General features: G+C 37.9%; 14 protein-coding genes. 13 read left to right on the forward strand and 1 reads right to left on the reverse strand.

The genetic code is table 11. The annotated features are described in order from the left end of the window. Nucleotides 1-4: 4 nt before the first annotated feature. The 9 genes from EDD61_RS03220 to EDD61_RS13725 all read left to right on the forward strand — a co-directional run bounded on the left by EDD61_RS03220 (nt 5) and on the right by EDD61_RS13725 (nt 6,681). A complete protein-coding gene (locus tag EDD61_RS03220; RefSeq protein ID WP_008688879.1) occupies nt 5-466 on the forward strand; it encodes a hypothetical protein in 462 nt (153 codons plus the stop codon). A 107-nt stretch (nt 467-573) separates the two neighbouring features. Beyond that, on the forward strand, nt 574-1,131 hold the full coding sequence (locus tag EDD61_RS03225) for a GNAT family N-acetyltransferase (protein WP_008688878.1): 558 nt from the start codon (nt 574-576) through the stop codon (nt 1,129-1,131). Nucleotides 1,132-1,223: 92 nt separating this feature from the next. After that, on the forward strand, nt 1,224-1,553 hold the full coding sequence (locus EDD61_RS03230) for a PadR family transcriptional regulator (RefSeq protein ID WP_008688877.1): 330 nt from the start codon (nt 1,224-1,226) through the stop codon (nt 1,551-1,553). Continuing rightward, nucleotides 1,550-2,752: a DUF2812 domain-containing protein gene (locus tag EDD61_RS13905; RefSeq protein ID WP_207900955.1), complete on the forward strand. Its 1,203-nt coding sequence runs from the start codon at nt 1,550-1,552 to the stop codon at nt 2,750-2,752. The genes EDD61_RS03230 and EDD61_RS13905 overlap by 4 nt, the downstream gene beginning before the upstream one ends. Nucleotides 2,753-3,173: 421 nt before the next feature. Beyond that, nucleotides 3,174-3,644 (forward strand): signal peptidase II, encoded by a 471-nt coding sequence (lspA, locus tag EDD61_RS03245; RefSeq protein WP_132223954.1) that lies wholly within the window; start codon nt 3,174-3,176, stop codon nt 3,642-3,644. Beyond that, complete coding sequence (locus EDD61_RS03250; RefSeq protein ID WP_008688870.1) at nt 3,641-4,558, forward strand: RluA family pseudouridine synthase; 918 nt, start codon at nt 3,641-3,643, stop codon at nt 4,556-4,558. Before lspA ends, EDD61_RS03250 begins: the two co-directional genes overlap by 4 nt. Before the next feature lie 4 nt (nt 4,559-4,562). Continuing rightward, nucleotides 4,563-5,807, forward strand: a complete 1,245-nt coding sequence (locus EDD61_RS03255) for a rhomboid family intramembrane serine protease (RefSeq protein ID WP_008688869.1) — start codon at nt 4,563-4,565, stop codon at nt 5,805-5,807. Nucleotides 5,808-5,812: 5 nt separating this feature from the next. Next, nucleotides 5,813-6,298 carry a deoxycytidylate deaminase gene (locus EDD61_RS03260; protein ID WP_008688867.1) on the forward strand — a complete coding sequence of 162 codons (486 nt, stop codon included), beginning with the start codon at nt 5,813-5,815 and terminating at the stop codon, nt 6,296-6,298. 227 nt (nt 6,299-6,525) lie between these two features. Then, on the forward strand, nt 6,526-6,681 hold the full coding sequence (locus EDD61_RS13725) for a hypothetical protein (protein ID WP_008688865.1): 156 nt from the start codon (nt 6,526-6,528) through the stop codon (nt 6,679-6,681). 183 nt (nt 6,682-6,864) lie between these two features. Here EDD61_RS13725 and rnhC read toward each other — a convergent pair whose 3' ends face one another. Further along, nucleotides 6,865-7,758, reverse strand: a complete 894-nt coding sequence (gene rnhC, locus EDD61_RS03265) for a ribonuclease HIII (RefSeq protein ID WP_132223957.1) — start codon at nt 7,756-7,758, stop codon at nt 6,865-6,867. Between the two features lie 292 nt (nt 7,759-8,050). On the opposite strand from rnhC, the gene EDD61_RS03270 reads away from it, so the two are divergent. The 4 genes from EDD61_RS03270 to EDD61_RS03285 are packed head-to-tail and all read left to right on the forward strand — an operon-like array spanning nt 8,051 to nt 13,061. After that, complete coding sequence (locus tag EDD61_RS03270; RefSeq protein ID WP_132223960.1) at nt 8,051-8,710, forward strand: CvpA family protein; 660 nt, start codon at nt 8,051-8,053, stop codon at nt 8,708-8,710. Beyond that, nucleotides 8,707-11,034, forward strand: a complete 2,328-nt coding sequence (locus tag EDD61_RS03275) for an endonuclease MutS2 (RefSeq protein ID WP_132223963.1) — start codon at nt 8,707-8,709, stop codon at nt 11,032-11,034. Before EDD61_RS03270 ends, EDD61_RS03275 begins: the two co-directional genes overlap by 4 nt. A 4-nt stretch (nt 11,035-11,038) precedes the next feature. Then, on the forward strand, nt 11,039-12,820 hold the full coding sequence (gene uvrC, locus EDD61_RS03280) for an excinuclease ABC subunit UvrC (protein WP_132223966.1): 1,782 nt from the start codon (nt 11,039-11,041) through the stop codon (nt 12,818-12,820). Next, the gene (locus EDD61_RS03285; protein WP_008688854.1) at nt 12,813-13,061 is read left to right on the forward strand and encodes a helix-turn-helix domain-containing protein; all 249 of its coding nucleotides are present in this window, start codon (nt 12,813-12,815) and stop codon (nt 13,059-13,061) included. The genes uvrC and EDD61_RS03285 overlap by 8 nt, the downstream gene beginning before the upstream one ends. Nucleotides 13,062-13,207: the final 146 nt, after the last annotated feature.

Consider the following 13,207-nt stretch of genomic DNA (forward strand, 5'->3'; position numbering starts at 1 on the left):
TGAAATGAAACGTTTTCTAGTATCCTTTATCATTGGGATGACATTATTAGCTGCGGGTGTCACTACGTTAATCTTTGAATTACGTGATTTTCGTTTTGTTGATGCAAGTAGCGAGGAAATTGAACAAAATTCATTGAGTGATGAAATCACCATTGGCAAGGAAGATGTAAAACTGTATTTTGACGATGGTATGTCTTATGATATTCATATTGATGATACGGTAAAAGACAACGTCATCCAACTGAATTATGCAGAAACGATTGCATTTCGCAATGAACGAACTTCTTTGTATTTCAGCTATGCCGATCATGCGCATATTACATCCTTTCATGAGGGATGGGAAACTTTTCAAAAGGTCATTGATGGTTTGAAAAAGCATGAAATTTACAGTTTTGATGCTTGCTTTGCAATTCGCATCACATGCAATGAAGCGACACGGAAACATTTGCAATTTTACCAGAATTAAAAATGTTCATAGCGTATGAAATAAAAAAAAGACGAGGAGGTATTGAGATGAGGAGCACTGTACGATCATAGGTAACATAAAAAGAAATGAAGAAAGGACCTATGAACATGACAAAATTTCTTGAACATAAAGATATTTACCTACGACCTCAGCAAGAGGAAGATGCAGCTTTCTTTTATACTTGGAATAACGATGCACTTACGCGTGGGAAGATCGGAGAAAAACGCAGTAAAAGCTTGTTGCAAATACAGCAAAGTTTAAACAAGCAGCGAAGTGACAGTATCTGGTTTAGCGTGGTGAAAAAAGATAGCGATGAAGTGATTGGAGAAACCGGCTTTTTGCGGATGGATCCGGATAATGGTTGCAGTGATTTTTCTATCATCCTTCCCTATGCTGCCCAGCAACATAAAGGCTATGGAAAGCAAGTTGTGGAATTGATGTTTGCATATGCCTTTGGCTATCTTCATTTGCATCGTTTGGCAATCGGTGTCGTTGATTTCAACACAGAAGCCTTACAATTTTATAAACGGGTTGGTTTTCAACAGGAAGGCATCTATGAAGAAAGCTATTATTATGATTTCAAATATCATGATTTTATCATGATGCGCATCTTAAAACAGGAATATCTAAGATTATATCAAGCAGAATGCAAGAGCAGAACATGAGACGTTCTGCTTTTTTTTGGTTGACAATATCGTTTAACGATATTATACTAAAAATGAAGGGAATATCGTTAAACGATATTGGAGGTGAGAACATGCCGAAGAAACAGTTGGATACATTAACGGAACCGATGTATTATACACTGATTGCGTTAATGACACCAAAATGCGGTATTGAAATCACAGAATTTGTAAGAGATTTAACACAAGGGCGTGTCCGTTTAGTTCCCGGTACACTGTATGCTATTTTATCAAAGTTTGAAAGTGAAGAGCTGATTGATGAAGTCATGCTGGAAGGGCGTAAACGTATTTATCAGATTACCGAGAAAGGAAAAGTGATGCTGATGGAAGAACATCAGCGTCTAGAGACAATGCTAAAAGAAGGAGAAATTGGTTTAAAGTTGCAGAAAGGAGATTCCTTATGAAAACTCGCTATGCTTTTTTGTATTTCAATATTTGTGAATATAAGGTATTAGAAACCTACTTACGCCAGATGGCAAAAAAAGGTTGGGCATTAGATTCCATATTTGGCTATATTTTTATCTTCACTAAGAAAAAACAGCCCAAGCATACATATTATGTTGACTTTAATATGAGCCGTGATGCAAGCAAGAATGCGCAGTTTCACGATATGATTGAAGAATATGGCTATGCGTATGTTGCCGGAAACAGTTTGTTGAGTGTTTTTGGCAGTGATGAGGATATGGAAATACCAATCCGTGGTGATGATGAAATAACATATCAACAATTGAACAAAGCAGGAAGATGGCTGAATTGGGGAAATCTTATAGTTGGTTTGCTTTGGATCATCATCGGCTTGCTAAGTGTTTTTCAGTATTATGATCATGTTGTATACAGGATTAGTTTAATGAGCGTCGGTTTTACACAGATATTAATTGGCATGATCTGGTTGAGTGTAAGTTATCCTTTTATTCAATGGCGAATGTTTAAAAAAACGTCCTTTACCTTGTGGAGCATACAGCTGCGATCCTATTTTGTAATCTTATGTACATGTGCTTTCTTTTGTACGTTGCTTCTTTTTTTACCAATAGTTGTCTTTTGCAGCATACTTATTTTATTAAGCTTACTGCTTTTATTAAAATCGCTATGGGAAGCTTCTGGAAAACGTTTGTCACGCATATTTGCGGCATTGTTTGCTCTTATTCTCACTTGTGTGTTAATGGGCAGCAATCTTATCTCTGCTTATTATAAAGCACGTGCGAACACAACCTTAGAGGCAATGAACACGATGGTGAAAGAGTATATGGTAGAGCAGGGATATCAATATGAGCCAGGTATGACATTGACAGATAATTCCATTATTTTTTCGCAAAAAGAAAGTAGTTTTATGGCACAAGAGAAAACATGGCTGACTCGTTTGTATCTGCTTGAGCATAGTTTATGGAAAGAAGATGTTCGTAAAGATATTTTAGATCAATTAGGTGCAGATGCACCACATTTGCAGAAAGAACAGCTAGGGGATATGCAAATATATAAGAATGCAGATACTGCAATTTATGTAAAAGGTGATTTCATCGTTTATACGTATAGTGAAGAACAAAAAGAACTATCAAATGAATTTGTGCAAGCATTGTTTGCGGAAGCTGAAAAGAAAAGTGGCTAATGTAAATTTGTTTCAGAAATAAAATGCAAAATAATGTAAAAAATACTTGAAAAGTATGTAACATCATGTTATAGTATAGACAAGATTTAATACTAAATCTGCGAAATGCTTTTTATAAAAGATTTCCTAACGAATGAACGTGTCAGTTCATCCTCCTTATTTATAAACTTTCCTAATTACCGATTTACCATTCTTTTGTAAAAAGTATCATAAAAGCTGCTGACAGGCAGCTTTTTTCAAGTTATTCATATTAAAAGCACGAATATTCTTTTTCATGTTCCTTATTTACATGCTGCATATTCGCTTTTTATATTGTTTTACATAAAAAATGTAAGAAAAACAAGTTAACTATTTGTATGACTGCGTAAATCTTGGTATAATAATTTCGATTGCGCTTGAATAAGCAAGAAGGGTGAAAAAGATGAAAGTGAAACATATTTTGCTGTTTGTAAGTGTCGTATTGTTAGATCAGCTTAGCAAATGGCTACTTGATATAAATATGCAGATAGGAGATAGTATAACGTTGATTCCGGGATTTTTCCGTATTACGTATTTGCATAATACGGGGGCAGCTTGGAGCATGTTTGAAGGGAAAATGGGATTTTTCATGATTGTGACAGTCATTGCTCTCATTGTGATGGGATATTTCTATTATTGTGCGGAGAAAAAGGATACGTTAACAAAGTATGGATTAGTCTTAATGATGGCAGGTACTCTTGGGAATTTTATTGACCGCCTATGTTTCCAACATGTACGTGATTTCTTAGACTTTGTAATCTTAGGATATGATTTTCCTGTATTTAATGTGGCCGATATCGCATTGTGCGTCGGAGTCTTTTTGATTCTGGTATCTGTCTTTTTAGAGGAGCGTTTTGGAGGTGTGAAAAAATGAGAGAAATAGATGTAATCGTAACAGAAGAAGAGGCTTTTCAACGCATTGATAAATATATTAGTGAAAAGGAAGATGATTTATCACGTAGTCGTGTTCAGCAGCTGTTGCAAGAGGGCATTGTCTGTGTGAATGGTAATGCTTGTAAGGCAAATTACAAAATAAAACCTAAAGATCATATAACGGCAGTATTTTGTGATGAGATAGAAATGGAAGCGAAACCTGAACAGATGGATTTGGATATTCGTTATGAAGACCATGATGTAATTGTCATCAATAAGCCAAAAGGTATGGTCGTTCATCCGGCAGTAGGCAATCAGACGGGAACATTAGTCAATGGATTGCTGTATCATTGTAAAGATTTATCCGGCATAAATGGTGTCTTGCGCCCCGGTATTGTCCATCGTATTGATAAGGATACAACAGGGCTATTGATTGTCGCCAAAAATGATAAAGCACATACAGCTTTAAGTAAGCAGCTTCAAAATAAAACGGTAAATCGTCTGTATTATGCGCTTGTTCATGGTGTTATTGAACATGATTTTGGTACGATTGATGCACCGATTGGAAGAGATGTGAAGGATCGCCAGAAAATGGCAGTAACGGCCACCAATGCCAAGGATGCTCGTACCCATTTTAAGGTCATAGAGCGTTTTGCCCACTATACACTTGTGGAATGCCGATTAGAAACAGGTAGAACACATCAAATACGTGTCCACATGCAATACATTAAGCATCCGGTTGTCGGTGATGAGAAATACTCATATCGTAAAACTATGCAAACACAAGGACAGCTATTACATGCCCATCAATTGACCTTTGTTCATCCTACAACGAATGAGAAAATAACAGTTGAAGCAGAACTTCCTAAACAGTTCGCGGACATTTTAGAAGAACTGCGCAGTCAACAGAGGTGAGGATATGGAGATTTCCAAATATGATATTTATGCTTATCAGATCATGCATTATCTGATTACGGCATATCAATATCAAGTTGTGCGCGTGGATCAGTATAAAGAAGATCTGTGGCTGGCTAATCCAAAACAGGAACAGTATCCAGTGATTCGCATCAGCTCACAGCGTATGGAAAAAGTAGATGAAAATATTGCCTATCTGCGTAATGTACATCGTAAGATATTAGATATGATTCATCGCGAAGGACATCTTCTTTTATTGAATACATGTCCGGATTGTTTCTTATTGGATAATCCTTTTATAAAACAGATTCGTGTTGGCCCTCATAGTGTCAGTGATATTATGATCTTACAAACGTTTCGCAATCTGGCAGAGGTCGTGCACGATGTAGAAGATCCTAAAGAAGAAATGGCACGGTTGGCACGTTCAATAGAAGAAACCCAAATTCTTCAACAAAAAAAGTTCATTGCGAAAGTCAAGCGTTCCTTGCGCCCGGATATCACGATTACGGTCATGGCTTTTTGTGTGCTATATGCGCTTGTTAATTATATCATCAGTATGGCTACAAAGGGCAGTATCGCTTCATGGATTGCCGCGGGTGCGTATTATAAGATGAATGTGGTCGCGGCACATGAATATTGGCGTTTATTAAGCGCTGGCTTTTTACATGCAGATATCATTGTTTTGTTATTTTCCATGTATGCGTTATATCAAATAGGAAAACTGTGTGAACCATTGTTTACTAAAGGACAATATCTCGCGGTATTGATCGGTTCTATTTTCACTGGTTATGTCTGTATGTTGATTGGCAATGGCAATGCTATCGCTTATGGCATCAGTTCAGGTATCTGGGGCATTAGTGGGGCTTATATTGCAAGTGTTTTCGGGAATGGCAGCTATCATTTGCCAATGATACGTTATATGGTTTTGAAGGTTCTGCTGTTCGATATATTTGTCTGGTTACTGCCGGGCATGTCCTTTTTAGGAAATCTGGGGGGGATGGTGTTTGGTATGGTCATAACAATGTCTTTTGTTAAAAATAAAAAATGGCCAAAATTACGCACACATGCGAAAGCAGCTACCTCTTTATTATTTGTGAGTTTATGTGTGCTAGGGCTTTCCATTCAAACGGTAACACCATTGCAGCCGGAGATGGACCAAGAAATTATTCAAATCTTTACACATACACCTATGGATGGCTATGCACGGTATTTAAAGTCGTGTTATAATAAACAATATAGATTGGAGTAATGGTTATGAAAAGAATGGACGTATTAAGTTGGGATGAGTATTTTATGGGTTTGGCACATTTGAGTGCTATGCGTAGCAAAGATCCCAGCACACAAGTTGGCGCTGTGATTGTCAGCGGCGAACATCGCGTTGTAAGCATTGGTTATAATGGCTTTCCTAATGGATGTAGTGATGATGAATTTCCCTGGGATCGGGAAGGAGATTTTGGTGCTACTAAGTATCCTTATGTCGTTCATGCGGAATTAAACGCTATTCTGAATAGTAAAAATGATTTGCGTGGCTGTAGCATTTATGTATCTTTATTCCCATGTAATGAATGTGCAAAAGCAATCATTCAAAGCGGAATCAGCCGCATTGTTTATGAATCCGATAAATATGCGGATACCGATGCGACCATTGCCAGCAAACGGATGTTGCGAGCTGCTGGAGTGGAATTATATCAGTTGCCATATCGTATACAGATGCAGGTGCAAAAAGAGGAAAACGAATAAAGGTATTTAAAGAAACGTGATGATAAGTCACGTTTTTTTTAAAAGAATAGGAAAATAACAGTATCTTTAGAAATGAATCCGTGTGCCCATAGGAAAGGAGAATGGATTTTCTTATTATTCTTATAAATATTATTAATTTGATACAAATGCATTGACAGATGGTATAAGATAGCATATGATAAAGGTGAAGAAAGGGAAGAGCAATTCTCTTAGAAAGGAGTCTTCTTATGAAAGCATCCGTAAGAAAACAAGTGAAGGCTCTGGAAGAAGAAGGCAAACGCTATGACCTTTACAAGTATGCGAAAAGTTATAATATTGGTCGTATTGTGCTTGCAATCCTTTTAGTGGCATTCCTTATCGCTGCCCATATTTGGCATTTCTAATCACTACACTACAGTTAACGCTGTAGTTTTTTTCTGGCTCGTGGAAAGATTATGGAAGATATTGTCGTTAGAAGACATCGGCTGTTTTATTGCGTAGGATTGGTGTGAAAAAGCTTTTAGGCGGATAACAGAAAAGAACCTCCTTCACTGGTTTATCCAGTGTAGGAGGTACCTAGCAAAACTTTATAAAGAATCAGGGAACGCTTTTTTGGTATTCGCAAAATGAAGTTTCCCGACATTTGCCAATTCTGCTTTTCCATATTGTTTTACAAAAGCACGTATTGCCTGATCCACTTTACTTCCAGCTCCTTTGACAAAGGGAAATTCATAATGTTGACACATAGCATCAAATGCCTGTAAAAAAGCGTAACGGGCAATGATGGAACCGGCAGCAACACTGAGATACTTATTTTCGGCCTTTGTTTCAAAATGGATAGTATGCACCACTTCCTCTACATCGTGTAAATAACGATAATAGGATTTCGCCTGTACAAATTGATCAATGATGCATAAGGAAGGAAGACTGCCTAGTTTTCTTCGTAAGTGTACATATGCTTGATTATGCAGTCTTGATTTAATAGCTACCATATTGTATTGGGGATGGATAGCATTATATTTGGCGTTATCTAATACTAAAAGACTATAGGTTAAACGTTCACATAAGATAGGGCCTAATTCACGAATACGTTCATCCGTAACGGCTTTGGAATCCTGTATGCCAAGCTCACGTAAAAAAGGAACATCCTCTTTTTTTACATAGGTTGCACAAACCGTGATAGGTCCAAAATAATCTCCGGTACCGACTTCATCACTGCCACACTGCGGATACCATTCGGTATGGGGATTTTGTGGTTGATCGGATGGTTGCGAGGACTTTTTATCGTATGCATCTGCATAAAAGTCAGCACCCTCTCCTTGAAACACGACTTTTCCTGATGTATATGCCGTAATGATACAGTCACTTGTTTTTATCTGAAATTGGGCATAAGGAGGAGTCTTACGTTTTTCACCTTTTTCTAATTGTTTCGCTAAAGCCTTTATTTGTGCATCTGACATCGTAATGGTCCTAGTACTCATGAAAATCACTCCTTCTCATAGTATTCTTTATTTTACCATGGAGCAATTATGAAGAAAAGCAGAAGTTTTAACAAATCTGTTTCATAAAGAATAGCATACAAAGAAAAAAGATTTTTTTACTTTTCTAAACAAACGATATTTTGATGGTTTACTCATCTGAATTGCAGATAATTACCAGGCATGAACAACAATTTGTGTCATATCCTAGAATATATGCCCTTATCCTTGAGGTTTTCTTAAGCATTTTCGATGCAAATGTGGTAAAATAATACAACGGAAAGGATGGATGTCAATGTATGAGATCATGATTATTAACGTTGTTGTCGTCATAGTCATGCTATTGTTTCTATACAGTGGTTATAAACAAGGCTTTTTATGGAAATTGATCAGTATCCTCGGCTTTTTCGTTGTAGGCTGGCTCGCATGGATGGCAAGTGATCCGGTCTCTAGCATATTGGCATTATATCCGAAAGATCAAATGCCATTACAAGGGACGATAGTAGAAGGTGTTTTCTATGATTCGATGAATCGTTTGTTACTATTCGCCATTTTATTCGCGGTATTTGAAGTCATCTTATTGTTGTTAAAGCCAATTGCAAAGCTTGCTGACATGATTCCTGTTGTATCAACACTAAACAGATGGTGTGGATTGGTATTAGGTGGTGTGCAGGGAATCTTGTTAGTTAGTGTGTGCGCCTTGTTTTTAACATTTCCGTTCGTGCATGAAGGAAAACGTTATGTGCAAGAATCTGTGTTACAGTATTGTCAGCCAGTGTGTACGGCAATATGGAAACTCGTTGAAAAACCGTTATTGCAAGTGCCGGTATTCCATGAACAAACAGAATCCATAAAACCTTTGAAGGAAGATGAAAAACAGCAACTTAAACAATGGCTGCTGGATATAGAGTTAGATAAGGAGAGTGTAGATGCCATCTTAGGGGCATTACGATGAAACATATGAAAGAGCGTTATGAAGAATTAGAATTAGATGCGGTCAAGGAACAAATCATACGTCATTGTTCCTTTTCCCTGGGAAAACAAAAAATTCGACAGCTTTCCCCACGTTTTGAAGAGCTGTGGGTAAGGCGAGAATTAACAAGAACACAAGAAGCATTAACTTTAGTATACCGTTATGGAAATCTTCCTTTTCAGGGGGTACACGATATAGGAAATGCTATCGAAGATGCTCGACGAAACCGAACCCTTTCATGCTTAGAATTACGCCAAATTGCGGACAGTATTCGGGCGGTAGAACATGTCGTTTCGTATTTTAAAGCGAGTGAGGTAGAAACACCGCGCTTAAAAGAATTGATTGCTTCATTTGACCAGCCTATGCCTGTAGCTAATGCCATTGAGACATGTATTTCCAGTAGCTGTGAGGTCATGGATCAAGCAAGTGGTGAATTAAAAAGTATCCGAAAATCCATTCGCATGTGTGAAGGAGAAATTAGTAAAGAAGCACAACGCTTTATTGCCTCACATAGCACACAATTGATGGATACCATCACAACCATGCGCAATGATCGTATTTGTGTGTTGGTTAAGATAAGTGAGAAAAACAGTGTAGATGGCTTTATACATGGAGAAAGTGCATCTGGGCAAACGGCATATATAGAGCCGAAATCACTATTAATATTAAATAATCGTTTGGCTAGTTTAAAAAGTCGGGAACAAGAAGAAATTGCTCGTATTCTCTTTGCCTTGAGTCAGAAGGTTAAAACGGTTGCCCATGCATTAGAAGGTAACTTAGAAACCTTTGCCCTATTGGATGTCATTTTTTCTAAGGCCTTATGGGCAAAAGAAAAAAATGGCTGTATCGCTCAATTGGACAATCAGCATCACCATTTATATTTAAAGCAGGCAAAACATCCGCTCATCGATGAACAATATGTAGTAGCCAACACGTATGAGATCAAAGAACCATATCGCAGTTTATTGATCACCGGTAGTAATACCGGAGGAAAGACTGTCACCTTAAAAACCATTGGTTTATTTGTAGTTATGACAATGTGTGGAATGGCCGTAAGTGCACAAGAGGCCATCATACCTGTTTTCAATGGGGTATATGTGAATATTGGCGATGATCAATCTATTGCGGAATCACTATCAACATTCTCTTCTCATATATCACAATTAGCGGCTATATGTCATAAAGCAGATGCGAATTCTTTAGTGTTACTAGATGAATTAGGCAATGGCACAGACCCCAAAGAAGGAGAGCCATTAGCCGTAGCTATTTTAGAAGAACTATCCAGACGCAGAGCCACCATCATCGCCACAACACATTATTCTGCTTTAAAGAGCTATGCAGCCGGTAAGGAAGATATGCTGGTATCCAGTGTGGAGTTTGATATGGAAGCATTACGTCCGACATATCGTTATATCGAAGGTATCAGCGGTCAATCTAACGCTTTTGCTATCGCAGAACGTTATGGCTTAAGTAAGCGTATCATTGCAGATGCCAAACGTCGCAAGGATGAACAAGCCAGTGTAAATGATATTGCAATGGAAAAGCTGGAACAGCTTACGATGGAAGTTGAGGAAAAGAAACAAAAAATGGAACAACGGCTACAAGATGTACGTTTGTTACAAGAAACATTAGCTACGCAAAAAAGTAAGTTTGAAAAGGAAAAAGAACAGTTGTTGGAGCAGGTGAAAGCGGATGCTAAAAAGAAATTGGATGAAGTACAGGAAGAAGCTGAGCTGTTATTAGAAGAATTGAAACAAATGAAAGCAAACGCCAAGCCACATGAGATTACAGAACTGAAATCCGCTATGCGTAAGCTGCAAATAGACGATGAAGAATTAGTGGAAGAAAGTGATGAAGTCTTTGCCGTCGGCGATTATGTTAAGTTGAAAAAGTTAAATTATTATGGTGAGATCATCTCCATGAATAAAGATAAAGTGTGTGTATTAGCAAATGGTATGAAAATGAATACGACCACGAAGGACATCACACATGAAAAACGTAAGATCGTTAAAAAGAAAACGAAGGGCTATACAAAAAGCAGTATCACATCTTTCTCTATGGAATGTAATGTCATTGGTATGCGTGTAGCAGAGGCAATACCAATCATCGATAAATATTTAGATAATGCGTTATTGGCTAAGGTATATCAGGTGCGCATCATTCATGGTATGGGAACAGGAAAGCTGCGTAAGGGCGTGCATGATTATCTGAAACATAATCCTCAAGTGGAAAGCTATACGATGGGCGGCCAAGGGGAAGGCGGCTTAGGTGCAACAGTTGTAAAATTGAAACAGAAAGGAAAGTAACGAAATGGCAAATATGGCAAAGATACAAGATAAACTGGCCATTCTGCCAGCACTGCCCGGCTGTTATCTGATGAAAAATATAGATGGGGATATTATCTATGTCGGTAAAGCAAAAAAGCTGAAAAATCGTGTACGACAGTATTTTGTCGGTGCGCACGATTTTAAGACGACTAGATTGGTAGCCAATATTGATGATTTTGAATATATTGTCACCGGTAGTGAAAAAGAAGCATTGTTATTGGAAATTAATCTGATTAAGAAACACACTCCGCCTTACAACATCATGTTTATGGATGATAAGACCTATCCTTATATTAAATTGACCAAGGAAAAGGCACCGATTTTGCGTGTCGTGCGAAATACCAAAGACCGCAAAGCTGAATACTTTGGCCCTTTTCCTGATAGTGGTGCGGCTTGGGAAACAATGAAACTGTTAAATCAATTATACCCCTTACGGAAATGTCGCCATCTGCCTAAGAAAGCCTGTCTTTATTATCATATGGGACAATGTCTGGCACCATGTGAACAAGCGATAGATGAAAAGGTGTATGCCGATATGGCAAATGGAATCCGTAAATTTTTAAAGGGTGATGTTAAAGAAATCCTGACACAGTTAAAAGCCGACATGCAGCAGGCAAGTGAAGAACTGGCATTTGAAAAGGCGCAAGAAAAATTAAATCTGATTCATGCCATTGAGCATGTGACAGCGAAACAGCAGATTGATTTTAAAGATCATAAGGATCGAGATGTGTTTGGGTATTATGTCGATAAAGGGTATATTTCCATTCAAGGATTCTTTGTGCGTGGAGGGAAACTCTTAGAACGTGAATTATCAATACAACCATTATATGAACAGCCCCAGGATGCCTTTATTTCTTTTATCCTGCAGTATTATACAAAGAATCCATTGCCTCAGGAAATACTGTTACCAAAGGAATATGAAATAGAACACTTACAAGAAATATTAAGCGAAGCAAAAATCTTACAGCCGCTACGTGGTGATAAACTGAAACTGGTGGAAATGGTTTTGGCAAATGCTAAAAACGCGCATCAACAGAAATTTGAATTAGTTGAACGAAAAGAAAGCCGACGTGAAGAGGCGATGCAGCAATTATGTCAATTATTACATAAAGATATTCATCGCATTGAATTATTCGATAATTCACATATATCGGGTGCATTTAATGTTAGCGGCATGGTAGTCTTTAAAGATGGAGAACCATCACGACAGGATTATCGCACCTATCGTTTAGGCGAATATGTATCCGATTTGGACTCAATGAAGGAAGTTGTGTATCGTCGTTATTTTCGTTTATTAAAAGAAAAAGGACGTTTTCCGGATTTATTGATTGTCGATGGAGGCTATTTACAGATAGAGGCGGCAAAAGAAATTATCGAAGCATTAGATGTGCCTGTTACGTTGTGCGGTCTGGTAAAAAATGACAATCACAGAACAGCAAATTTGATGAATGCGGAAGGTGAAATTCTTCCGGTAGAACGTGACAGTTCTTTGTTTTTCTTATTGACACAAATGCAGGATGAAGTTCACCGCTTTGCAATCAGTTATCATCGCAAATTACGAGGAAAAGCGATGACGAAATCAATTTTAGATGAAGTAGAAGGTATCGGAGAAGTACGAAAAAAAGAAATTTGGAAACATTTTAAATCTTTAAAGCGTTTAAAAGAAGCTGATGTAGATGAGATTGCGCAGGTTGTCCCGCGAAAGGTAGCACAAAATATCTTTAATATTTTGCATAGCACAGACCAAATTGAAAGTGATGCATAACATAAAGATAGGTAGGAAATGTATAGGGGGGCTGCTTACGCAAAATATACTGACTCCAAGAGAGAAAGAAGTATTTGAACTTCTTATCGCGAACTACAGTACAAGAGAAATTGCCAAACGTATGGGAATTTCAGACAAGACAGTGCGCAATCATATTTCCAACGTCATGTTAAAACTTGGCGTAAAGGGACGTGCACAGGCGGTTGTGGAGCTGCTGAAATTAGGTGAATTGCAGCTGTAGATATGCTTGCAAAAGGCAGATGATGACACATATGGAATCTGCCTTTTCTTCATGTGTGGCGGGCATGCCACATATCTAGGGTGAAAATCCCTCGGGGCGTAGTTATCGACGAACCCAAGAGCGACTTGCAAGTTTCATATCGTGAG

The sequence above is a fragment of the Longicatena caecimuris genome (assembly GCF_004341945.1).
GTDB lineage: Bacteria > Bacillota_I > Bacilli_A > Erysipelotrichales > Erysipelotrichaceae > Longicatena > Longicatena caecimuris.